The organism is Streptomyces sp. NPDC005566 (genome assembly GCF_040605575.1).
Lineage (GTDB): Bacteria > Actinomycetota > Actinomycetes > Streptomycetales > Streptomycetaceae > Streptomyces.
In genome coordinates this window covers 485745-507148 of the sequence record NZ_JBEXDB010000002.1, presented here as the reverse complement: position 1 = coordinate 507148, position 21404 = coordinate 485745, and the positions used below count along the sequence as shown (strand labels likewise).

Sequence of the window (21404 nt, the reverse complement as noted above, 5' to 3'; positions counted from 1 at the left end):
AGACGTAACCCTCTACCCGTTTTGCACCCCCGTGAATGATGCGCTCTGCTCCCCGTGCACTCTTGACAGAGGGGTGTTCGATTGCCGACACATCGGGCCGGGTCCGGCGGATTGTGTTGCTGCGAACCGGTGACACGCCATAGAGTCGCCAATCGTCGGCATGGTGCCACGCTGACCTATCGATAAGTTTCCTGGTCACATCCAAGGAGGTAAGACGACTTGTGAATGAGTCGACAATTACTCCCGGGGGTGGTCAACCAGGGATGCCTGCACGGGGTCTGAGCCCGATCGGGCTCGAAGCTGTCGGCTCCGTCGCTGTCCGCACCTTCGCCACCCACCAGCACATGACGACAGCCCCCCAGATGATGGACGGCCTACACGTGAACGCCATGGCCGGCAACGAAAGTGGCCGAGACACAGCCCACTTCGCCGACTTCGCCGAGGTGCCCGAGGGGCACTTCTACGACCCCGATGCCGAGTACGAGCCCGATCCGGAGTACGCGGCCACCCTCGCGCCCGACGCCGCTCGCCAGCGCCGCGAGCGGATCGGCCCGACCGGCCGGCCGCTGCCGTACTTCCCGATTCCCGGTCCGCTGACCGATCACGGCCCCGCGAAGATCATCGCGATGTGCAACCAGAAGGGCGGTGTCGGCAAGACCACGTCGACCATCAACCTCGGTGCCGCGCTCGCGGAGTACGGACGACGCGTCCTGCTCGTCGACTTCGACCCGCAGGGTGCCCTGTCGGTCGGACTCGGGGTCAACCCGATGGAGCTCGACCTCACGGTCTACAACCTGCTCATGGAGCGGGGCATGGCGGCCGACGAGGTCCTGCTGAAGACCGCCGTACCCAACATGGACCTGCTCCCGAGCAACATCGACCTCTCGGCCGCCGAAGTGCAGCTGGTGAGCGAGGTGGCGAGGGAGTCGACGCTGCAGCGGGCCCTCAAGCCGCTGATGGCCGACTACGACTACATCGTGATCGACTGTCAGCCCTCACTCGGGCTGCTCACCGTGAACGCCCTGACGGCGGCTCACAAGGTGATAGTCCCGCTCGAGTGCGAGTTCTTCGCACTGCGCGGGGTGGCGCTGCTCACCGAGACCATCGAGAAGGTCCAGGAGCGGCTCAACCCGGAGCTGGAGCTCGACGGCATCCTCGCCACGATGTACGACTCCCGCACGGTGCACAGCCGTGAGGTGCTCGCGCGCGTGGTCGAGGCCTTCGACGAGCACGTCTACCACACCGTCATCGGGCGCACGGTGCGCTTCCCGGAGACCACGGTCGCCGGCGAGCCCATCACCACGTACGCGTCCAACTCGGTCGGTGCCGCCGCCTATCGCCAGCTCGCCAGGGAGGTGCTCGCCCGGTGTCACGCCGAGTGAGTCTGCCGGGGGCCGACGAGCTGTTCCGCACCACCGGGGGCATGGGCCTTCAGGGCTCGTCCCCGGCCGAGCGGCGACGCAAGGCGAACGGTGAAGCACGCGTGCCCGCGCCGGCCGGGGAGAGCGACTCCTCGGCAGCCGCGGACACGGCAGGGCAGGGCGGCGGCGCCGGGGGAGCGGGCGGTACCGCCGCAGCTCCGTCCCGGGAGGAGCACTCCGCGGCGGACTCCGACGGGGGCGGCTCCCGCAGCCGCGCCGACGGGGGTGAACGGCCCGGGACCGGGTCTGCTGCGGGCAGGCCCGGCGGCAACGCACCGCAGGAGGCTCCTCCGGCCGTCCAGCCGCAGCGCGGTCGTGGCGGCGGTGGTCGCGGCGCGAACCGCCGGCCCAGCGGTCGTGAGCGCCACGACGAGAAGATCACCGTCTACGTGTCCGCCGAGGAACTGATGGACCTCGAGCACGCACGCCTCGTGCTGCGCGGTGAGCACGGGCTGGCGGTCGACCGCGGACGCATCGTCCGCGAGGCGGTCGCGGTGGTGCTCGCCGACCTGGAGTCGCGGGGCGACGCGAGCATCCTCGTACGAAGGCTGCGGGGCCGCTGACCGGTGCGGCGCCGGTAGCCTGCCGGGGAGCGGGCCGCCCCACGGGCGGCCCGGCCCGTGTGCACGGGCAGACGCCCGTCCGTTCCTCCGCCGCACCCCTGGACCGCAATGCCGACTGCCGACGACTCCACCCGCCCGCCCCGCCGTGCTCTCGGCCGCGGACCGGGTGTCCGGCCCGCGGACCCGCCGGCCGCACCCCCCGGGCCGGTGGACGCGCCGGCTGCACCCGTAGGGCCCGTCGGCCCGCCGGCTGCACCCGCCGGGCCGGTGGACGCGCCGCAGCGGGCCGGAGAGGCCCCGAGGGCCCCGGAGGAGGGTCCGGGCGCCGGTGACCCGCGTGGGGGCGCCACAGACACCACAGACGTGCAGCAGCCCGCCGGGGCGGACGCGGACACACAGTCCGGTACGGCCGCGCATCCCCCTTCGGGTTCGGCTCCGGATCCCCGGACGCCCGACGGGGATGCGGCGCCCGGGACCGTCGACGACAAGCGGTTCACCGTGCGGCTGGTCAATTTCGAGGGCCCCTTCGACCTGCTGCTCCAGCTGATCGCCAAGCACAAGCTCGATGTGACCGAGGTCGCGCTGTCCAAGGTCACCGACGAGTTCATGGGACACATCCGGGCCATGGGTCCGGACTGGGATCTCGACCAGACCACCGAATTCCTCGTCGTCGCCGCAACCCTCCTCGACCTGAAGGCCGCCCGGCTGCTGCCCACCGCCGAAGTGGAGGACGAGGCGGACCTCGCGCTCCTGGAGGCGCGGGACCTGCTCTTCGCACGGCTCCTGCAGTACCGGGCGTACAAGCGGATCGCCGAGATCTTCAGCGAGCGGCTGGAGTCCGAGTCCCGCCGCTACCCCCGTACCGTCGGGCTCGAACCCCACCACGCGGCGCTGCTGCCCGAGGTCGTCATCAGTATCGGTCCGGACGGCTTCGCCAGGCTCGCGGTGAAGGCGATGCAGCCGAAGCCCAAGCCGCAGGTGTACGTCGACCACATCCACGCACCGCTGGTCAGTGTGCGTGAACAGGGGGAGATCGTGGTGGCGCGGTTGCGCGCGGAGGGCGAGCTCAGCTTCCGGGCCCTCACCGAGGACGCCCCGGACACCCTCACCGTCGTCGCCCGGTTCCTGGCGCTCCTGGAGCTGTACAGGGAGAAGGCGGTCGTCCTGGACCAGGAGGAGGCACTGGGTGATCTCATCGTGCGCTGGGCGGGCGTGGAAGGGGCGGAAGCCCTGGTGACGGACGAGTTCGACCAAGAGGTGCACGAGGTACAGGAGGGCGAACGGGAATGAGCGCAGAAGACGACGGGCGCAGCGGTACGGTCGCCGGGCTCGACCTCAAGCCCGCCCTGGAGGCGGTCCTCATGGTCGTCGACGAGCCCGCCACCGAGGAACACCTGGCCAAGGTGCTCCAGCGCCCCCGCCGGGCCGTCGCGGATGCCCTGCGGGAGCTGGCGGACGAGTACACCGTCCAGCGCCGCGGCTTCGACCTGCGGCTCGTCGCGGGGGGCTGGCGCTTCTACACGCGCCCGGAGTACGCGGAGGCGGTCGAGGGCTTCGTCCTGGACGGACAGCACGCCCGGCTCACCCAGGCGGCCCTGGAGACGCTCGCGGTGGTCGCCTACCGCCAGCCGGTGAGCCGGTCGAGGGTCTCGGCGGTGCGCGGAGTCAACTGCGACGGCGTCATGCGGACCCTCCTCCAGAGGGGTCTGGTCGAGGAGGCGGGCGCGGAACCCGAAACAGGTGCGATCCTGTACAGGACGACGAACTACTTTCTGGAGCGCATGGGCCTGCGAGGCCTGGACGAGCTCCCGGAGCTCGCGCCCTTCCTCCCGGAGGCGGACGCGATCGAGGCTGAGACGCTAGAGGGTGTGCCGTCGTTCGATCCGGACGCACCGGACACCCCGGAAACTCACGCAGACGACAAGACGGATTTTTGATGCGAAGCAGTGGCAGCAACAGCGGAAGCGGCAAGAGCGGCGGCAGGAGTGGCGGCGGCAGCGGCTCCAGGAGCGGCGGCGCAGGCGGCAGGAACACCAACAACAGCGGCAGCGGCCGGAGCAGCAACCCGAACCCCCGGGTCTCCGGCTCCGGGCGTGACGGCGAGCGTGACGACAAGCAGGAGCAGCGTCCCCGCCGGCCCCGCCCCGAGGAGCGCCGCTACGACGTGGGCTCCGACAAGCCGGGCGGCGACGGCGGCCCCCGCAAGGGCCGCGGCACGGCGGCCCGCGGAGGGGCCAAGGGCGGCCCCAAGCCCGCACAGAACGTGAGCAAGGGTGGACGCCGTGTGGGCGCTCCGTCCCGGCCCCGCGAGCTCGACGCCAAGATCGAGCAGCGCAACCGTGACCGGTACGCGGACAAGCCCGACATCAAGACCCCCAAGACGCACCCGGGTGCCGAGCAGGAGGGCGAGCGGCTGCAGAAGATCCTCGCCCGAGCCGGCATGGGCTCGCGCCGGGCGTGCGAGGAGCTCATCGAGCAGGCCAGGGTCGAGGTCAACGGCGAGATCGTCCTCGAGCAGGGCAAGCGTGTCGACCCGCAGAAGGACGAGATCAAGGTCGACGGCCTCACCGTCGCGACCCAGTCGCACCTGTTCTTCGCGCTGAACAAGCCCGCCGGTGTGGTCTCCACGATGGGGGACCCGGACGGCCGCCAGAACCTCGGCGACTACGTCAACAACCGTGAGACGCGTCTGTTCCACGTCGGCCGGCTCGACACCGAGACCGAGGGCATCATCCTGCTCACCAACCACGGTGAGCTGGCCCACCGCCTGACGCACCCCGGGTACGGGGTGAAGAAGATCTACCTGGCCGCCATCCAGGGCCCGCTCCCGCGCGACCTCGGCAAGCGGCTCAAGGACGGCATCCAGCTGGAGGACGGGTACGCCCGCGCCGACCACTTCCGGGTCGTCGAGAACACCGGCAAGAACTACCTGGTCGAGGTGACCCTCCACGAGGGCCGCAAGCACATCGTCCGCCGGATGCTGGCCGAGGCCGGCTTCCCGGTCGAGCGGCTCGTGCGCACGTCCTTCGGGCCGATTCCGCTGGGTGACCAGAAGTCCGGCTGGCTGCGCCGCCTGACCAACACCGAGGTCGGCATGCTGATGCGCGAGGTCGGTCTGTAACCCGCGCCCGCACCGAACGGCCCGCGGCCGGTTCCTGGGTTCGTTTTTTCGAACAGGAACCGGCCGCGGGCCTTTTGCTGCCGCCGTTTCTTCTTTATAGTCAAAGTGACCATAAAGAAGAGAGAAGGAACGGCGTGACGCTCGCGGAGATACTCGACCCCCTGCAACAGCCCCTGGTGACGGTCCTGGACACCCCGGTCAGCTGGACCGAGGTGCTCGGTTTCGGCAGCGGGGCGCTGTGCGTGTGGCTCGTGGCCCGCCAGCACCTCGCCAACTGGCCGATCGGCATCGCCAACAACCTGTTCTTCATCCTGCTGTTCGCCCAGTCCGGTCTGTACGCCGACGCCGGCCTGCAGATCGTCTTCATCACCCTCGCCGCGTACGGCTGGTGGACCTGGACCCACGGGGGTGGACCAGGTGCAGCCGTCCTGCCGGTGCGCAGGACCACGCGCACCGAATGGACCTGGCTGCGCGCGGCGGGGGTGGCGGGGACCCTCGGGCTCACCCTGCTGCTGTCCCGGGCCACGGACTCCACCGTTCCGTTCTGGGACGCCCTGACGACCTCCCTGTCCCTCATGGCGACGTACGGGCAGTGCCGCAAGCGGGTCGAGTCCTGGTGGCTGTGGATCGCCGCCGACGTGGTCTACATCCCGCTGTACGCGTACAAGGAGCTCTACCTCACCTCCCTGCTGTACGCCGGCTTCCTCACGCTCTGCCTCATCGGGCTGCGCAACTGGAGCCGCGACCTCGTTGCGGCCCCGGGCCGGGAGCAGGTGCCCGCATGAAGAGCTACGGGCACGGTCTGGTCCTCGGCAAGTTCTATCCGCCGCACGCCGGCCACCACCACCTCGTCCGCACCGCCCAGGACCGCTGCGAGCGGCTCACCGTCCTGGTCTGCGCGGCCTCCGTCGAGTCGGTGCCCCTGGCCGACCGCGTCGCCTGGATGCGCGAAGTGCACCCGGACGTACGGGTGGTGGGCGCCGTCGACGACACCCCCATGGACCTCAACGACCCCGCTGTCTGGGACGCGCACATGGCCGTGTTCACCGGGGCCGTACCCGAACAGGTCGACGCCGTCTTCACCTCGGAGTCGTACGGCGACGAACTCGCCCGCCGCTTCGGCGCCCGGTCCGTCCTCGTCGACCCCGGCCGCACCGTCTTCCCCGTCTCCGGCACCGCGGTCCGCGCGGACCCGGCCGGCAGCTGGGACTTCCTCCAACCGCCCGTACGGGCCGCGCTCACCCGCCGGATCGTCGTCCTCGGAGCAGAGTCCACCGGCACCACGACCCTGGCCCGGGCGCTGACCGAGCACTACCGGCAGCGCGGCGGTACCTGGGCGCACACCCAGTACGTCGCCGAGTACGGAAGGGAGTTCAGCGAACGGAAGCTGGCGGACCTGCGCAGCCGATGGCCCGGCGCGCAGTGGGAGGACGTCACCTTCACCACGGACGACTTCCCCCTCATCGCCGAGACCCAGAACGACCGCGAGGAGGCCGCCGCCCGGATCGGCTCCCCGGTGCTCTTCTGCGACACGGACTCCTTCGCCACCACCGTCTGGCACGAGAGGTACATCGGCGGACGCAACCCGCTCGTGGAGAAGACCGCCGACCGGACCGCCCACCACCTCTGGCTGCTCACCGATCACGAGGGCGTCGCCTTCGAGGACGACGGCCTGCGCGACGGCGAGGAGCTGCGGCCCTGGATGACCGATCGCTTCCGCGCCGAACTCACCCGCACAGGGAGGACGTTCATAGAGGTCACCGGCCCGCACCGGACACGGCTGGCCACGGCGGTCGCCGCCGTCGACGAACTCCTCGCCTCCGGCCCGTACTTCACCGAACCCCTCCCGGAGAAGCGATGAGCACCGTCCCCGAGGGATACGACCCCCATGCCTTCGCGCCCTTCGCCGTCACCGTCGACCTCGCGGTCTTCACGGTCCGGGAAGGCAGGCTCCACGTGCTGCTCGTGGAACGGGGCCAGGACCCCTACAAGGGCCACTGGGCGCTTCCGGGCGGCTTCGTGCTGCCCCGCGAATCGGCCGAGGAGGCGGCACGCCGCGAACTCGCCGAGGAGACCGGCCTCACCCAGAACACCGTGAGCGCCTTCCACCTGGAACAGCTGCGCACGTACAGCGATCCGGACCGCGACCCCAGGATGCGGGTCGTCTCCGTCGCGTACGCCGCGCTCGTGCCCGACCTGCCCGAACCGCGTGGCGGCGGGGATGCGGCGCGCGCGCAGTGGTGGGACACCGGCGGAGCCGGGCCGCTCGCCTTCGACCACGACGGCATCCTGGCCGACGCGAACGACCGGATCGGCGCCAAGCTCGAGTACACCTGTCTGGCGACGGCCTTCTGCCCCGCCGAGTTCACGCTCGGGGACCTCCAGCAGGTCTACGAGACCGTCTGGGGCGTCGAGCTCGACCGGCCCAACTTCCGGCGCAAGGTCCTGACCACGCCCGGATTCGTCGAGGCCGTCGACGGACCGCCACGCCGCACCGGCGGACGGGGGAAACCGGCCGCCCTGTACCGGGCGGGTGCCGCCACCGCCCTGCACCCTCCACTCCTGCGCCCGGAAGGACGGACATCATGATCCCGACAAGGATTCTCACCAAACAGGCGGCCTCGGGCGCGCTGATCGGGCTCGCGCTCGGTGACGCGCTGGGCTTCCCGACCGAGTTCAACAACGTGCCGTCCATCCTCGCCAAGTGCGGGCCGTGGCGGCAGATGCGGCTCCCGAAGCCGGCGATCGTCAGCGACGACACCCAGATGACACTCGCCCTGGGACGCGGCATACGCACCGCCATGGACCGCGGACTGCTCACCCCGCTGCGGCTGGTGCGCCCCGTCCGCGAGGAGTTCGTCGACTGGTACCACTCGCCGGACAACAACCGCGCCCCCGGACGCACCTGCATGACGGCCTGCCGCCTGCTCGACAGCGAGCGGCCCTGGCAGGAGGCCAGCCAGACAGGCTCCAAGGGCTGCGGCGCCAACATGCGGGTCGCACCCGTCGGGCTCGTGCCCGGCCTCAGCGAGGAGCAGCGCTCCGGAGCGGCCCAGCTCCAGGCCGCCCTCACCCACGGCCACCCCACCGCCCTGGCCGCCTCCGACCTGATGGCCCGCGCGGTGTTCCTGCTGGCGCAGGGGGCCGAACCCATGGGCCTGGTGGGGCAGTTGCGCAGCTACGCGTTCGAGAGCAGGGGCCGCTACCTGGAGCGCTGGCTCGGCGACCTCTGGAGGTACGCGGGCGACGCCTCGCCGGAGGAGTACATCGGCCGAGGCTGGGACGAGTGCCTGACCGCCCTGTCCAAGGTCCAGGACGCACTGCGTCACCCCTCCCCGGAGACCGACCCCTGCGAGGCCACCGGCGACGGCTGGATCGCCGAGGAGGCCCTTGCCACGGCCCTGCACTGCTTCCTGCTCTTCCCGGAGGAGCCGGCCACCGCACTGCGCAGGGCCGCCTGCACCCGGGGCGACTCCGACTCGCTGGGCTGCCTGACGGGAGCGCTGGCCGGGGCGCACCTGGGGGCGGGTGCCTGGCCCAAGGAATGGTCGGAACGCATCGAGTACCGGAGCGACCTGCTGTCGCTCGGCGCGCTCTGGGACTCTTGATCCATGCACCTCGACACGACGCCCCTCCTACGGGCCGGGCTGCCGGTCACCGACTTCGCCCCGGTCCTCGCCGAGGAGCCCGGCCCGCTCCTGTTCGCCACGGTCTCCGGCGCGCACCTCTACGGCTTCCCTTCACGCGACTCGGACGTGGACCTGCGGGGGGTCCACGTCCTTCCCGCGGAGGATCTCGTGGGGCTGCGCGACCCCGAGGAGACGCGCTCGCGCATGTGGGACCGCGACGGCGTCGAGATGGATCTCGTCACCCACGACCTCCGCAAGTTCGTCCGCCTCATGCTGAAGCCCAACGGCTACGTACTGGAGCAGCTGCTGTCCCCGCTGGTCGTGCACACCACCGCACTCCACGCGGAGCTGGCCGCACTGTCGCCGAGCGTGCTGACCCGCAACCACGCCCACCACTACCGGGGATTCGCCGGCACCCAGTGGCGGCTGTTCGAGAAGACCGGGGAACTGAAACCGCTCCTCTACACCTTCCGGGCCCTGCTCACCGGCATCCACGTGATGCGCAGCGGCGAACTGGTGGCACACCTGCCGACGCTGCTCGGGGAGGTGGCTGCGCCCTCGTATCTGCCGTCCCTGATCGAGGCGAAGGCGGAGGCCGAGCACGGCGGTGCCCACACCGTGGACGGTGCGGTGGCTGCGCGGGACGTCGAGGCACTGCACACGGTCCTCGACGAGGCCCAGGCCGGATCACGGCTGGCCGACGCCGGGTCGGGGTTCGACGCACTGCACGACCTGGTGGTCCGCGCGCGGCTCGGCTAGGGCCTCTCGTTCGGATCTTGCCGGGCTCGCGTGCCCTGGTCCAGCCTGATCCAGACGAAAGACCCTAACCGCCTGCCGCCGACGCCCTCCGGGCACGGACCAGGAACGCCTCCACGCGCTCCAGGTCCGGCTCCGGGGGCAGCGGCGAACGAGTGGCCGCCTCGTCGTTGGCCTCGGCCAGGTGTGCCATCCGGCGCTCGACCTCGGACCACGGCACCTCGCCCCGCTTCACCGCGAGGAGCTCCTCCCGCGCGTCGCCGACCTCGATCGTCAGCCGGCCCGTCCGCAACAGGTCCCGGCCGGTCGCCAGCAGCCGCAGCAGGTGCATGGCGTGCTTCCAGCGCGGGGCGCCGTACTGCCGGACGTCCGCCTCCAGCTTCCTGCGCTGGCCCATCGCGTAGCGGACGAACGTCTCGTGGGCCCGGCGGGACAGGAATGCCCCACGCAGGCCGATCAGTTCCCGGCCGGTGTCGTCGATCCGCTCGACGAGTGGTGAGTGCAGGCACTCCAGCACGTTGGGGTTGGCCCGGAGCGCCAGCTCGCAGAAGCGCTCCAGCTCCCAGGAGAACTGCTCCGGACCGGGTCCGTCGACATGCGTCGGCGGCTTGGTGAAGCGCCAGAACAGCGGGGTCGGCGCGAGGAAGATCCCGCGCCGGTCCGTGTCGCTGTCGTCCGTGGCCAGCCCGAAGGCGCGGGAGCCCATCACACACGAGTAGACCGTGTGGTCGCGTACGAGGGCCTCGGCCTCAGGGGTGATCATGCGCGCGAGGCTACCGGCCTACCCGAGCCTGATGCTGTCGCCCTCGACGGTGATCTGCTCGGCGGGCAGCGGGCGCGTGGCGGGGCCGGCTTCGACGGCGGCGTCCGTGATGCTGAACCTGCTGCCGTGGCAGGCGCAGTTGATCGTGCCGTCACTCACCGACGCGACGATGCAGCCCGCGTGGGTGCAGACGGCGGAGAAGGCCTTGAACTCGCCCGCCTCCGGCTGGGTCACCACGACCTTGCGGTCCTTGAAGATCGTGCCACCGCCGACCGGGACGTCGGAGGTCCGGGTCAGCTCCCCGGAGGGGGTCCCCGAGGCTTCCGGGCTCTTCCCGGTCTCCGAGGCTTCCGGGCTCTTCCCGGTCTCCGTGGCGGAGGCCGGGGCCGTGCTTCCGTCGCTGTCCCCGCCACCGGACGAGCCGCAGCCGGTCGCCAGTGCGGCGGCGCCCGCCGTCAGGACCGTCCTTCGCCGTGCGTTCATGGCTCTCCTCGCGTGGTGGTCGATGAGAGGCATCGTGGCGCCGCGGGCCGAGTGGACGAAGCAACCGGGCGGAGGGTGCGCCCGGGCGGGTGGCGATGGAGGGACTTCCTGTACGGTTGTCCAGGAAATCACGTCGCAGGAGGCCGAACCCATGCAGACCGCCGCCCAGGTGCTGGTCGCGCTCGTCGCGCTGATCCACGCCTACTTCCTCGTCCTGGAGATGTTCCTCTGGGACACCCCGCGCGGCCGGAAGGCCTTCGGCACCACCGAGGAGTTCTCCGGGCAGAGCGCCGCGCTCGCCGCCAATCAGGGGCTCTACAACGGATTCATGGCCGCCGGGCTGGTCTGGAGCCTGATCGCGGGCGATCCCGTCGCGTACCAGGCGCAGATCTTCTTCCTGAGCTGCCTGATCGTCGCCGGGGTGTACGGGGCGGTCACCGTCAGCCGCAAGATCCTGTACGTCCAGGCGGCGCCCGCCGCCCTCGCCCTCGCACTCGTCCTGTCGGCGGGCTGAGCACCATGACGCCGGCGGTGACGGACGGCAGCGGCGACCCGCGTACCGCACGCACCCGCGGCAGGCTCCGCGAGGCGCTGCTGGAGGCCTGTGCCGAGCGGCCGCTGGACCGGGTCAGCGTCGCGGACGTGGTGCGCGGGGCAGGCGTCGGGCGCGCCACCTTCTACCTGCACTACGACGATCTGCGCGCCCTGGCCCTGGACGCCTGCGCCGGGGCCGTACGGGAGGCGGTCGACGCCCTCCACGCCTGGGACCGGACACCCCCCGGACCCGACGCGCCCCCGGAGGAGCTGGTCGCCCTGCTCGGGGGCGTGCGCGACCGGGCCGCGGTCTACCGGAGCCTGCTCGGCCCGGGCGGCCCCCTCGGGGACCTGCTGCACAAGGAGCTGCGGCAGCGAAGCGTCGACGAGCTGCGGCGGCGCAGGCCCGCCGGGAGCGGACACGACCTCACCGCGAGCGCCGTGGCCGGGCTGTTCACCGGAATGCTCGCCGACTGGGTCCACGGCCGGACCGACGCCACACCGGAGCAGCTCGCCGGACGGATCTGGCGCAACCTCCTGGCCGTGCACGCCGCGGCGGCGTCTCACGGACAGAGCACGGTGACCACGGGGCCCGCCGCACCTCTAGGCTGAAAGAGCACGCAGATCGAAGAACAAGGGGTTACGACGTGGCGGTACGAGCGGTCCGAGGAGCCGTCCAGCTGGAGCGGGACGAAGCCGGACACATGGACGAGCAGGTGGGCGCGCTGCTCACCGCGATCCTGGAGCGCAACCAGATCGTCGCCGACGACCTGATCAGCGTCTGGTTCACCGCCACCCCCGATCTGCACAGCGACTTCCCGGCCGCCGCCGCACGCGGCCTCGGCATCGTCGACGTACCGCTGATCTGCGCCCAGGAGCTCGACATCACCGGGGCCATGCCCCGGGTGGTCCGCATACTCGCGCACGTGGAGACCTATCTCTCGAAAGCGGAGATCAGCCACGTCTACCTCGGCGCCACCGGCGCCCTCCGCAAGGACATCGCCCAGTGAGAACAGCCGTCGTCATCGGAACCGGCCTGGTCGGCACCTCCGCAGCCCTCGCGCTCGTGGGGCGGGGTGTCCATGTCCACCTCGTCGACCGGGACACCACGTCGGCCGGGACGGCGGCGGCACTCGGGGCGGGGACGGAAGAGGCGCCCGAAGGCCCCGTCGACCTGGCGATCATCGCCGTACCGCCCGCACACACCGCGTCCGTGCTGGCCACCGCCATGCGGGACGGTGTCGCCCGCGGCTACCTGGACGTCGCCAGCGTCAAGGGCGGCCCGCGCCGCGAGCTGGAGGCACGCGGCATCGATCTCGCGCCGTACATAGGTACGCACCCCATGGCCGGCAAGGAGCGCTCCGGACCCCTCGCGGCCACCGCCGACCTGTTCGAGGGCCGCCCCTGGGTCCTCACCCCGACCCGGGACACCGACACGGAGGTCCTCAACCTCGCCCTGGAACTGGTCGCGCTCTGCCGTGCGGTCCCCGTCGTCATGGACGCCGACGCGCACGACCGCGCCGTCGCCCTGGTCTCCCACACCCCGCAGCTGATCTCCTCGATGGTCGCCGCCCGCCTTGAGGAGGCCGACGAGTCCGCCGTACGCCTGTGCGGCCAGGGAATCAGGGACGTCACCCGGATCGCCGCCTCCGACCCCCGGATGTGGGTGGAGATCCTCTCCGCCAACCCCGGCCCGGTCGCCGACGTCCTGGCCGGCGTCGCCACCGACCTGGACGAGACGGTACGGGCGCTGCGCGGCCTCCAGTCCGCCGACGAGGACAAGCGCCGCGCGGGCACCGAGGGCATCGAGGACGTCCTGCGCCGCGGCAACGCCGGCCGGGTGAGGGTGCCGGGCAAGCACGGCACAGCCCCGGCCTCGTACGAGATCGTGGCCGTGCTCATCAGCGACCGGCCCGGTGAACTGGCCGCGATCTTCGCCGACGCGGGGCGGGCCGGGGTCAACGTCGAGGACGTACGCATCGAGCACGCCACCGGGCAGCAGGCCGGTCTGGTCCAGCTCATGGTCGAGCCGAGCGCGGCGCCCGCACTGAGCGCGGCGCTCAGCGAGCGGGGCTGGTCGATCCGCCCGTAGCGGGACGGCGGGACAGGGGTGCGCGAGGGCCCTTCCCGCACTCGGTAACCTTGGGGGAGGCCGTCCCGTGGCCCCGCTCCGCCCACCCCGTGTACCAGGAAGGTGTCCACCACCGTGGAAACCGTAAGCGCCGCCGCCCGGACCGCACCGGCCGCAGTGATCGTCGCCATCGACGGACCCTCCGGCACCGGCAAGTCGAGCACCTCCAAGGCCGTCGCCGCCCAGCTCGGCCTGAGCTACCTGGACACCGGCGCCCAGTACCGCGCGATCACGTGGTGGATGCTGAACAACGGCATCGACGTGCAGAACGCGGCCGAGATCGCCACGGCCGCCGCCAAGCCGGTCATCGTCTCCGGTACGGACCCGGCCGCCCCGACGATCACCGTCGACGGCGAGGACGCCTCGGGCCCGATCCGCACCCAGGAGGTCACCTCCAAGGTCAGCGCCGTCAGCGCGGTCCCGGAGGTGCGCACCCTGATCACCGAGCTGCAGCGCTCCATCGCCGCGGAGGCCGAGCGCGGCATCGTCGTCGAGGGCCGGGACATCGGCACGACCGTGCTGCCCGACGCCGACGTCAAGATCTTCCTGACCGCCTCCCCGGAGGCGCGCGCCGCCCGCCGCAGCGGTGAGGTCAAGGGTTCCGATCTCGCCACCACCAAGGAGGCGCTGATCAAGCGGGACGCAGCCGACTCCGGCCGCAAGACCTCGCCGCTGGCCAAGGCCGGTGACGCGGTCGAGGTGGACACCACCGAGCTGACCCTTCAGCAGGTCATCGAGTGCGTCGTCACCCTCGTCGGGGAGAAGCAGGCCGTGAAGTGACCGAAGCCACTGCCGCACCCGCACTGCGCGGAGCGGCCGTCGGACGGGGCATCGGCATCGGGCTCATGTACGGGCTGTTCAAGCCACGAGTCCTCGGTGCGTGGCGGGTACCCGCCGCCGGACCCGTCATACTCGCGGTGAACCATGCGCACAACCTCGACGGACCGATGCTGATGGGCACCGCGCCCCGGCCCGTCCACTTCCTGATCAAGAAAGAGGCGTTCGTCGGCCCCCTCGACCCGTTCCTGCGCGGAATCGGTCAGCTGAAGGTGGACCGTACGACCGTCGACCGCACCGCCATCACCCAGGCCCTCGGTGTGCTGGACAACGGCGGGGTCCTCGGGATCTTCCCCGAGGGCACCAGGGGCGAGGGCGACTTCGCCTCCCTGCGGGCAGGACTCGCGTACTTCGCGGTACGCGGCGGGGCACCGATCGTCCCCGTGGCGGTCCTGGGAAGCACCGAGGGCCGCGGACGGCTGATACCGGCACTGCCTCCGCTGCGCAGCCGGGTCGACGTCGTCTTCGGCGACGCCTTCCAGGCCGGCGACGGCAGCGGACGGCGTACCAGGAAGGCGCTGGACGAGGCGACGCTCCGCATCCAGGGAAAGCTGACCGCGCACCTGGAGAACGCCAGGCGCCTCACCGGGCGCCAGGCCCGGCCGTCGGTGAATTGACGGCAGGGCCTGCGAGACTTGAGTAGTGGGCCGCGCGATCGTGGCCCATCGATGATGATGCAAAGAGGGAACGGACTTCATGAACGACCAGATTCACTCCGGCGGCTCGGACCACGAGCACGGAGCACTTGGCGATGCCGAGTACGCGGAGTTCATGGAGCTCGCCGCGCAGGAGGGGTTCGACCCCGAAGAGGTCGAGGGCGCGATCGGTGAGGCCGGTCACGGCCCGCTTCCCGTCCTTGCCGTCGTCGGCCGCCCCAACGTCGGCAAGTCGACCCTGGTGAACCGCATCCTGGGCCGACGCGAGGCCGTCGTGCAGGACAAGCCGGGCGTCACCCGCGACCGGGTGAACTATGAGGCCGAATGGGCCGGCCGCCGCTTCAGGCTCGTCGACACCGGCGGTTGGGAGCAGGACGTGCTGGGCCTCGACGCCTCCGTCGCCGCCCAGGCCGAGTACGCGATCTCGACAGCCGACGCGGTCGTCTTCGTCGTCGACGCGACGGTCGGCGCCACCGACACCGACGAGGCCGTCGTCAGGCTGCTGCGCAAGGCCAAGAAGCCCGTCGTCCTGTGCGCGAACAAGGTCGACGGTCAGAGCGGCGAGGCGGACGCGACCGCGCTGTGGTCGCTCGGTCTCGGCCAGCCCCACCCGGTCTCCTCGCTGCACGGCCGCGGCACCGGCGACATGCTCGACGCCGTGCTGGAGGCGCTGCCCGAGGCGCCCGCCCAGACGTTCGGCACCGCCCTCGGCGGCCCGCGCCGCATCGCGCTCATCGGGCGCCCGAACGTCGGCAAGTCCTCGCTCCTGAACAAGGTCGCCAACGAGGACCGTGTCGTCGTCAACGAGATCGCCGGCACCACCCGTGACCCGGTCGACGAGCTGATCGAGCTGGGCGGCATCACCTGGAAGTTCATCGACACGGCCGGCATCCGTCGCAAGGTCCACCTCCAGGAGGGCGCGGACTACTACGCCTCCCTGCGCACCGCGGCCGCCGTGGAGAAGGCCGAGGTCGCCGTCATCCTGATCGACTCGAGCGAGACCATCAGCGTCCAGGACCAGCGGATCGTCACGATGGCCGTCGAGGCGGGCCGCGCGATCGTGCTCGCCTTCAACAAGTGGGACACCCTCGACGAGGAGCGTCGCTACTACCTCGAGCGCGAGATCGAGACGGAGCTCGCGCAGGTCGCCTGGGCCCCACGCGTCAACGTCTCGGCCGTCACCGGCCGGCACATGGAGCGGCTGGTCCCGGCGATCGAGACCGCGATCGAGGGCTGGGAGACCCGTATCCCGACCGGTCGGCTGAACGCCTTCCTCGGTGAGATCGTCGCCTCCCACCCGCACCCGGTCCGCGGCGGCAAGCAGCCCCGCATCCTCTTCGGGACGCAGGCCGGTGTGAAGCCGCCGCGGTTCGTGCTCTTCGCCTCCGGCTTCCTGGAGCACGGCTACCGCCGCTTCGTCGAGCGCCGCCTGCGCGAGGAGTTCGGTTTCGAGGGGACTCCGCTCCACATCTCGGTCCGGGTGCGCGAGAAGCGCGGCCGCAAGAAGTAACGGCACGACGAAGCCCCGGACCACTCGCACGGAGCGAGTGGTCCGGGGCTTCGTCGTGCCGTCAGGCGTCCGAGGACCCGGGAGGCAGCGCCGCGGGCCGGGCGTGCCCGGCATGCCGTCCGACCCGCTGCCAGGACCCGAGGTTCCCGGTGTGGGTGCTCTGGCTGCCCTGCCCGTTCGCCGTTCGGCCGCCCAGCGGCGCACGGCTGCCGAACATCCCGGTGCCGAACGTTCTGAAGCCGAGATTCTCCTCGCCGCTCCGGTCCCCAGGCAGCGCCCGGAACGACCGCCGGTACTCGGAGTACAGAGCGTCGTAGATCGGGGTGGGGGACTTGCCGCCCGAGGGGTCCTGCGACGGGCGCATGGCCGGGATCGGGGTCTGCTGCTGGCGCGGAGGGTCGTATGAGTGCACGTAGGTGCCAACGAACTCACCGCCCGTCGGATGCGGGCCGGGCGGAGAAATCGCTGTTCGGCGGGTGTGGGAAGGCAGCAGCGACACGATCAGGTCCCGGCCAGCGGCATGGACGCTGCGACCAGGAGCCCGTTGACCGCGGCCTTGTCCAGTGCGTCGCGGAGCAGGTCCTCGCGCGGCTGCTGGCCGATCGAGCCCGCCGGGGCGGCGAAGACGAGCACGGTCTGCGACTTGTTCGCCGCCGCCCGCCAGCCCTCCGTGACCTGGAGCGGCTGATGGGCCTGCCACCAGGCGACCGGGTTGCCGCCTCCGGCGCCCGGCTGCAGCACTGCGTGCAGCTGTCCCATGGCGAGGAGGACCGACCAGCCGGGGAGCACAGCCGGCAGACGGTTCAGATCGGGTGTGTGCAGGAAGCCCTGTTCCTGCAGCAGCTGGAGGAACTGGTCGCCCGCCAGGCCGTCCGTGCCCGGCCGGGCGATCGGGCCGGTCGGTTCGACGACCAGGGCCGGGCGGAGGTCGTCCTCGATGAGGACGAGACCGCTGGTGATGCCGAGGACGGCCTGCTGGGGCATGAGGCTCTCCGCGTTCTGTGGCTCGCTGCCGGTGATGGATCGCACGGCGCCCTGCAGCTGGTCCTCGGCGACCTGGACGACCTGCGACGGGATGCAGGTCGCGTGGGCGAACGCGAGCACAGCGGTCTCGTCGCCGATGAACAGCACCGTGCTGGTGCGCTCCTGGTCGGAGTCGCCGGGAGTGCGGCAGGAGGTGCAGTCGTAACTGCCTGGGGCGTTGTCGCCGACGAGCAGCCGGTCGGCTTCGGCGTCGCCGATCTCGGCGCGTACGTCCTCGCTGACGTCGAGCATGCGCGGCACGGGTGGCTCCTCGAACTCGGTGCGTGAGCCGGGTGGTTCCCGGCTCATGAAGAGACAACGGGCGATCCGGGGCCGGGGTCACGCGCGAATCGGGAGGAGAACGCGGGAGAGTCGGCAGGCCGATACATCGACAGATCGGGAAACTGATACGGAGTCGGATATTCCGCGGATGAATCCGCCGTGCACGGGCGTTCGTTCGAATTGTCACGACTCTGCACGACTCCTGTGCGAACCCCGTGACTGTTCCTGACGCCACGTAATGTCCGTCGCAGACCAGTCGATCAGGGGAAACGACTACGTAATGCACATTTCATTTCTGCTCCACAACGCGTACGGCATCGGGGGAACGATCCGTACCACCTTCACGCTCGCGCAGACCTTGGCCGAGCAGCACGACGTCGAGATCGTGTCCGTCTTCCGGCACCGTGACGGACCCGCGCTGGGCGCGCCCGGCCGCGTACGGATGAGCCATCTCGTCGATCTGCGCAAGGAGAGTCCGTCCTACGAAGGCGGCGACGGTGAACATGCCAGGCCCGCCGCGGTGTTCCCGCGCGGCGACACCCGGCACGGGCAGTACAGCAGGCTCACCGACACCCGGATCGCGGCGCATCTGGGCGCGCTCGAAGCGGATGTCGTCATCGGCACGCGCCCCGGCCTCAACGTCCACATCAGCGCACAGGCGCGGCGCGGGCCCGTGCGCATCGGCCAGGAGCACCTGACCCTCGACAGTCACAGCTACCGGCTGCGCCGGGAGATAAGCCACCGGTACGGACTGCTCGACGCGGTCACCACCGTCACCCGGGCCGACGCCCGCGACTACCGCAACAGGCTGCGGCTGCCCGGCGTACGGATCGAGTCCATCCCGAACAGCGTGCCGGAGCCCGCGGGCCCGCCCGCGGAGTCCGACGCCAAGTGGGTGGTCGCGGCAGGCCGGCTGCACCGGGTCAAGCGGTACGACTTACTGGTACGCGCCTTCGCCGAAGTAGCGGCGGCCCGCCCCGGCTGGCGGCTGCGGATCTACGGCGGCGGCGACGCGACCGGCAACGAGCAGAAGACGCTGCGCGGACTCATCGACGCACTCGGGCTCCAGGAGCGGGTGCGCCTCATGGGCTCGGTCCACCCCATGGAGGCGGAGTGGCCCAAGGGTTCCATCGCCGCCGTCACCTCGGAGCGCGAGTCGTTCGGCATGACCATCGTCGAGGCGATGCGCTGCGGACTGCCGGTCGTCGCCACGGACTGCCCGCACGGTCCGGCCGAGATCATCGACGACGGCACGGACGGGCGGCTCGTGCCGGTGGGGGACACCGACGCGTTCGCGCGGGCCCTGCTCGCCCTGATCGACGACGACGAGCTGAGGCGGCGGATGGGACGCGCCGCACGGGCCTCCTCCGCGCGGTTCGACCCGGCACCGATCGCGGAGCGGCACGAGAAGCTCTTCGCCGAGCTGGCCGCGCAGGGTCCGCGGGGCCGTTCACGGAGCGCGCTGCGCACCGTGCTCCACCGCTCCAGGGGAACAGTCCTGGACGGTGCGTACGCGCTGCGCTACAAGGCGGCCGACGCGCTGCGCAAGGGGCGGGCCGGGTGAGCTCTGGCCACGACATCCCGGATCGTTTCATTCCGGATAGCACGGGCGGGCGGGGGCGGGCGAGGGGCGCGGAGGAGACCGCGGCGGGGGATTCATAAGACCCGCATAAAGCCGCGTGCATTCCGGATGGCAAAACTGTTCCCGCCCGCCTCCGTGTGCCTGGCGGGAATGCGGACCTCGCTCCGCATCTCTCCCGCAATTTCCTTCGTAGGCACCGGACAGTCATTCTCGGGACAGCCCGCATTCTCACTGTGTGCGCTCGGCAGGCTCGTTCGGGTGAAGCAGTTCGACGTACACGCGTGTGGGGATCCTGTGACACAAGCGTGACCGGTGGGGTACGTGGGGATGCATCACCGCTTGTTTCCGCCCCGGCTTCCGTCGCGGTGCCGGGCCGCCTACGGTGAGAGGTATGGCACCTATACCGACCCCTCCCGCCCAGCCGGACGACACCCCCGAGTCGTACGTCGGCCTCGACGCCGAAACCGCCGAACGGCAGGCCAGAGCGCATGGCTGGAGCACGGTGAGGGCTCTTGCCCCGGGCACCTTCATCACCATGGAGTTCGTCGGCGGGCGGATCAACTTCGAGGTCGACGCCTCCACCGTGACCCGCTGCTGGGTGGGCTGAACCCCTTCTGCATGAGTGAAGGCCCCGACCGGAGTCGGGGCCTTCACTCATGCAGAAAAACGGCTGTGCGCACCGTCCGCGCAGGTCAGGGGGCGACCGATCCGCCCGTCACCGGGTGGGCCGGAGTCGTGCCGCCCCGGAGGGTGCGGTCCGCGTGCGGCGGGCGGCGTGAGCCTGCCGGGGTGATCGGCGTCCGTTCCGAGCGCACCCCGTGCACGGGATGCGCCCTCGCCCGGGTGCCCGTGCCGGTGTGGCCGCCGGCTGGTGGTGCGTCCGGTGCGGAGTCACAGCCCTCGGCGTGCTCGGTGCCGAGCACGCTCAGCGACTGGGGCAGGAGCACCGGTGTGGGGCCGCCCCCGGCCACCGGTGCGGTGGCCCGGAGCCTGCGCCGCGCGCGCCACTGCTCGCGCACGGACAGGACCCAGACCTCCGTACGCGTGATCAGCGGCTCGAACCAGGGCAGGGCCAGAAGGATCAGCAGACCGGCCACCCAGCCCAGCAGGACGTCGCTGAGCCAGTGCGTGCCGATGTAGACGGTGGTCAGCCCCACGCCCAGCGAGACGAACGCGGACAGGGCCGACAGATAGCGCCTGGCGCGCGGCGTGGTGGCCAGGTAGGCAAGGATTCCCCAGGTCACCACGGCGTTGGCGGTGTGTCCCGAAGGAAATATATCGCCGCCGGCGTAGAGCTCCGCGGAGCCGATCTGGGTGGCGTAGTGCGGGCCGAGCCGCCCCAGGCCGAGCTTGACCGCCCCCACCGTCACATTGAGCAGCAGCAGCGAGGCGCCCAGCGTGAGCAGGGGGCGCAACGTGTGCTGGCGCCAGGAGCGCCAGCCGAGCCAGGAGGCGACCATCACGGCCGTGGGGCCACGCTGGCCGAGCACGACGTAGTAGTCGAGGAAGGCATGGAGCCCGGGCCACTGCTGGTAGGGCCGGAACAGCATGACCTTCCAGTCGAGGGCCACCAGCCAGGACGAGACCAGCACGGCGACGACGATGGCGAGATAGAACGCCAAAGTCCCGCCGAAGAGAGCGATGCGGTGACGACTCATCCGCGGGATCTCTATCTTCGGCGGTTCCGGCTCCCGGTCCAGCCGGGCAAAGATGTCGGTACGCACGCAAAGGACGTTACAGCGAGTGAGTGTGCGATCCGGCCGATCCCGGCTCTTTGTGATGACGATGTGATGTGGACTTTGTCTCAGACCGGCATCTATTACGGGTGTCGCGAAGAATCCGATCAGCCTTGCGGCCTATTCGCTCCGGTGGCAATTCGTAGGAATGTTTGATCATCGATGCAATCGTGCGACGCACCTTTCGTATGTATTCACCCGGCCAGGCGGAGGAGGCGCGGTGCGGCTCCCGGGGCGGTGTGAGGGGCGGCCTCGGCGCCGCCCCCGCACCGGTGCGAGGGGTCCCGGGTGCGGCCCCGCCGGTGGGGCGGAAGTGGCGTACGACACACTCGGGGCCGGGCGAAGGTATGAGGTGGACCACGTGTGACCACGTGGAA

The 21404-nt window shown here is 71.0% G+C and carries 24 protein-coding genes; 19 read left to right on the top strand and 5 right to left on the bottom strand.

Translation table 11 applies throughout. The features are described 5' to 3' along the window. Positions 1-263 precede the first annotated feature (263 nt). The 10 genes from ABZS61_RS05190 (at position 264) to ABZS61_RS05145 (ending at position 9493) form a co-directional block, all read left to right on the top strand. Positions 264-1382, top strand: coding sequence for a ParA family protein (locus tag ABZS61_RS05190; RefSeq protein ID WP_329212580.1), 1119 nt, complete (start codon positions 264-266; stop codon positions 1380-1382). Beyond that, positions 1379-1984, top strand: a complete 606-nt coding sequence (locus ABZS61_RS05185) for a hypothetical protein (protein ID WP_356416428.1) — start codon at positions 1379-1381, stop codon at positions 1982-1984. Before ABZS61_RS05190 ends, ABZS61_RS05185 begins: the two co-directional genes overlap by 4 nt. 108 nt (positions 1985-2092) lie before the next feature. Then, positions 2093-3274, top strand: coding sequence for a segregation/condensation protein A (locus ABZS61_RS05180; RefSeq protein WP_356416323.1), 1182 nt, complete (start codon positions 2093-2095; stop codon positions 3272-3274). Then, positions 3271-3921: an SMC-Scp complex subunit ScpB gene (gene scpB, locus ABZS61_RS05175; protein WP_356416320.1), complete on the top strand. Its 651-nt coding sequence runs from the start codon at positions 3271-3273 to the stop codon at positions 3919-3921. The genes ABZS61_RS05180 and scpB overlap by 4 nt, the downstream gene beginning before the upstream one ends. After that, a complete protein-coding gene (locus ABZS61_RS05170) occupies positions 3921-5105 on the top strand; it encodes a pseudouridine synthase (RefSeq protein WP_356416317.1) in 1185 nt (394 codons plus the stop codon). Before scpB ends, ABZS61_RS05170 begins: the two co-directional genes overlap by 1 nt. Before the next feature lie 134 nt (positions 5106-5239). Continuing rightward, the gene (gene pnuC / locus ABZS61_RS05165) at positions 5240-5890 is read left to right on the top strand and encodes a nicotinamide riboside transporter PnuC (protein WP_356416314.1); all 651 of its coding nucleotides are present in this window, start codon (positions 5240-5242) and stop codon (positions 5888-5890) included. Next, positions 5887-6966, top strand: a complete 1080-nt coding sequence (locus ABZS61_RS05160) for an AAA family ATPase (RefSeq protein ID WP_356416311.1) — start codon at positions 5887-5889, stop codon at positions 6964-6966. The genes pnuC and ABZS61_RS05160 overlap by 4 nt, the downstream gene beginning before the upstream one ends. Beyond that, positions 6963-7694 carry an NUDIX domain-containing protein gene (locus ABZS61_RS05155; protein ID WP_356416309.1) on the top strand — a complete coding sequence of 244 codons (732 nt, stop codon included), beginning with the start codon at positions 6963-6965 and terminating at the stop codon, positions 7692-7694. Before ABZS61_RS05160 ends, ABZS61_RS05155 begins: the two co-directional genes overlap by 4 nt. Then, complete coding sequence (locus tag ABZS61_RS05150; protein WP_356416306.1) at positions 7691-8713, top strand: ADP-ribosylglycohydrolase family protein; 1023 nt, start codon at positions 7691-7693, stop codon at positions 8711-8713. The genes ABZS61_RS05155 and ABZS61_RS05150 overlap by 4 nt, the downstream gene beginning before the upstream one ends. Before the next feature lie 3 nt (positions 8714-8716). After that, complete coding sequence (locus ABZS61_RS05145; protein WP_356416303.1) at positions 8717-9493, top strand: nucleotidyltransferase domain-containing protein; 777 nt, start codon at positions 8717-8719, stop codon at positions 9491-9493. 64 nt (positions 9494-9557) lie between these two features. Here the strand turns inward: ABZS61_RS05145 and ABZS61_RS05140 are convergent, their stop codons facing one another. Next, a complete protein-coding gene (locus ABZS61_RS05140) occupies positions 9558-10253 on the bottom strand; it encodes a nucleotidyltransferase domain-containing protein (protein WP_356416300.1) in 696 nt (231 codons plus the stop codon). Between the two features lie 18 nt (positions 10254-10271). Continuing rightward, positions 10272-10736: a Rieske (2Fe-2S) protein gene (locus ABZS61_RS05135; protein ID WP_356416297.1), complete on the bottom strand. Its 465-nt coding sequence runs from the start codon at positions 10734-10736 to the stop codon at positions 10272-10274. Positions 10737-10887: 151 nt separating this feature from the next. Here ABZS61_RS05135 and ABZS61_RS05130 point away from each other — a divergent pair, with 151 nt between their 5' ends. The 7 genes from ABZS61_RS05130 (at position 10888) to der (ending at position 16404) form a co-directional block, all read left to right on the top strand. After that, on the top strand, positions 10888-11250 hold the full coding sequence (locus ABZS61_RS05130; protein ID WP_356416294.1) for a DUF1304 domain-containing protein: 363 nt from the start codon (positions 10888-10890) through the stop codon (positions 11248-11250). A gap of 5 nt (positions 11251-11255) precedes the next feature. Continuing rightward, entirely contained in the window at positions 11256-11882 is a 627-nt protein-coding gene (locus ABZS61_RS05125; protein WP_356416291.1) for a TetR/AcrR family transcriptional regulator, read from the top strand. Positions 11883-11917: 35 nt separating this feature from the next. Further along, entirely contained in the window at positions 11918-12280 is a 363-nt protein-coding gene (gene aroH / locus ABZS61_RS05120; protein WP_056786131.1) for a chorismate mutase, read from the top strand. Next, a complete protein-coding gene (locus tag ABZS61_RS05115) occupies positions 12277-13362 on the top strand; it encodes a prephenate dehydrogenase (RefSeq protein WP_356416287.1) in 1086 nt (361 codons plus the stop codon). The genes aroH and ABZS61_RS05115 overlap by 4 nt, the downstream gene beginning before the upstream one ends. 102 nt (positions 13363-13464) lie before the next feature. Next, a complete protein-coding gene (gene cmk / locus ABZS61_RS05110) occupies positions 13465-14181 on the top strand; it encodes a (d)CMP kinase (protein WP_356416284.1) in 717 nt (238 codons plus the stop codon). Then, a complete protein-coding gene (locus ABZS61_RS05105) occupies positions 14178-14855 on the top strand; it encodes a lysophospholipid acyltransferase family protein (RefSeq protein WP_356416281.1) in 678 nt (225 codons plus the stop codon). The genes cmk and ABZS61_RS05105 overlap by 4 nt, the downstream gene beginning before the upstream one ends. 79 nt (positions 14856-14934) lie before the next feature. Further along, positions 14935-16404 (top strand): ribosome biogenesis GTPase Der, encoded by a 1470-nt coding sequence (der, locus tag ABZS61_RS05100; protein ID WP_356416278.1) that lies wholly within the window; start codon positions 14935-14937, stop codon positions 16402-16404. Positions 16405-16465: 61 nt separating this feature from the next. Here der and ABZS61_RS05095 read toward each other — a convergent pair whose 3' ends face one another. Together ABZS61_RS05095 and ABZS61_RS05090 are read right to left on the bottom strand one after the other, a co-directional pair. Next, positions 16466-16768: a hypothetical protein gene (locus ABZS61_RS05095; protein ID WP_356416275.1), complete on the bottom strand. Its 303-nt coding sequence runs from the start codon at positions 16766-16768 to the stop codon at positions 16466-16468. A gap of 137 nt (positions 16769-16905) precedes the next feature. Then, positions 16906-17688, bottom strand: a complete 783-nt coding sequence (locus ABZS61_RS05090) for a hypothetical protein (protein ID WP_356416272.1) — start codon at positions 17686-17688, stop codon at positions 16906-16908. Between the two features lie 301 nt (positions 17689-17989). Between ABZS61_RS05090 and ABZS61_RS05085 the strand changes: the two genes are divergently transcribed. Together ABZS61_RS05085 and ABZS61_RS05080 are read left to right on the top strand one after the other, a co-directional pair. Continuing rightward, positions 17990-19273, top strand: coding sequence for a glycosyltransferase (locus ABZS61_RS05085; protein WP_356416269.1), 1284 nt, complete (start codon positions 17990-17992; stop codon positions 19271-19273). A 409-nt stretch (positions 19274-19682) separates the two neighbouring features. Then, complete coding sequence (locus tag ABZS61_RS05080; protein ID WP_356416267.1) at positions 19683-19898, top strand: I78 family peptidase inhibitor; 216 nt, start codon at positions 19683-19685, stop codon at positions 19896-19898. A gap of 85 nt (positions 19899-19983) precedes the next feature. On the opposite strand, the gene ABZS61_RS05075 is transcribed toward ABZS61_RS05080, so the two are convergent. Continuing rightward, positions 19984-21015, bottom strand: coding sequence for a phosphatase PAP2 family protein (locus ABZS61_RS05075; protein WP_356416264.1), 1032 nt, complete (start codon positions 21013-21015; stop codon positions 19984-19986). Positions 21016-21404: the final 389 nt, after the last annotated feature.

Excerpts from the sequence above, each read along its gene's own strand:
- der (WP_356416278.1), top strand. The coding sequence starts at position 14,935 with ATGAACGACCAGATTCACTCCGGCGGCTCGGACCACGAGCACGGAGCA.
- ABZS61_RS05125 (WP_356416291.1), top strand. The coding sequence starts at position 11,256 with ATGACGCCGGCGGTGACGGACGGCAGCGGCGACCCGCGTACCGCACGC.
- ABZS61_RS05190 (WP_329212580.1), top strand. The coding sequence starts at position 264 with ATGCCTGCACGGGGTCTGAGCCCGATCGGGCTCGAAGCTGTCGGCTCC.
- ABZS61_RS05135 (WP_356416297.1), bottom strand. The coding sequence starts at position 10,736 with ATGAACGCACGGCGAAGGACGGTCCTGACGGCGGGCGCCGCCGCACTG.
- ABZS61_RS05150 (WP_356416306.1), top strand. The coding sequence starts at position 7,691 with ATGATCCCGACAAGGATTCTCACCAAACAGGCGGCCTCGGGCGCGCTG.
- ABZS61_RS05085 (WP_356416269.1), top strand. The coding sequence starts at position 17,990 with ATGCACATTTCATTTCTGCTCCACAACGCGTACGGCATCGGGGGAACG.
- ABZS61_RS05130 (WP_356416294.1), top strand. The coding sequence starts at position 10,888 with ATGCAGACCGCCGCCCAGGTGCTGGTCGCGCTCGTCGCGCTGATCCAC.
- ABZS61_RS05160 (WP_356416311.1), top strand. The coding sequence starts at position 5,887 with ATGAAGAGCTACGGGCACGGTCTGGTCCTCGGCAAGTTCTATCCGCCG.
- ABZS61_RS05080 (WP_356416267.1), top strand. The coding sequence starts at position 19,683 with ATGGCACCTATACCGACCCCTCCCGCCCAGCCGGACGACACCCCCGAG.
- ABZS61_RS05155 (WP_356416309.1), top strand. The coding sequence starts at position 6,963 with ATGAGCACCGTCCCCGAGGGATACGACCCCCATGCCTTCGCGCCCTTC.
- ABZS61_RS05140 (WP_356416300.1), bottom strand. The coding sequence starts at position 10,253 with ATGATCACCCCTGAGGCCGAGGCCCTCGTACGCGACCACACGGTCTAC.
- ABZS61_RS05145 (WP_356416303.1), top strand. The coding sequence starts at position 8,717 with ATGCACCTCGACACGACGCCCCTCCTACGGGCCGGGCTGCCGGTCACC.
- scpB (WP_356416320.1), top strand. The coding sequence starts at position 3,271 with ATGAGCGCAGAAGACGACGGGCGCAGCGGTACGGTCGCCGGGCTCGAC.
- ABZS61_RS05170 (WP_356416317.1), top strand. The coding sequence starts at position 3,921 with ATGCGAAGCAGTGGCAGCAACAGCGGAAGCGGCAAGAGCGGCGGCAGG.
- ABZS61_RS05095 (WP_356416275.1), bottom strand. The coding sequence starts at position 16,768 with ATGCGCCCGTCGCAGGACCCCTCGGGCGGCAAGTCCCCCACCCCGATC.
- ABZS61_RS05180 (WP_356416323.1), top strand. The coding sequence starts at position 2,093 with ATGCCGACTGCCGACGACTCCACCCGCCCGCCCCGCCGTGCTCTCGGC.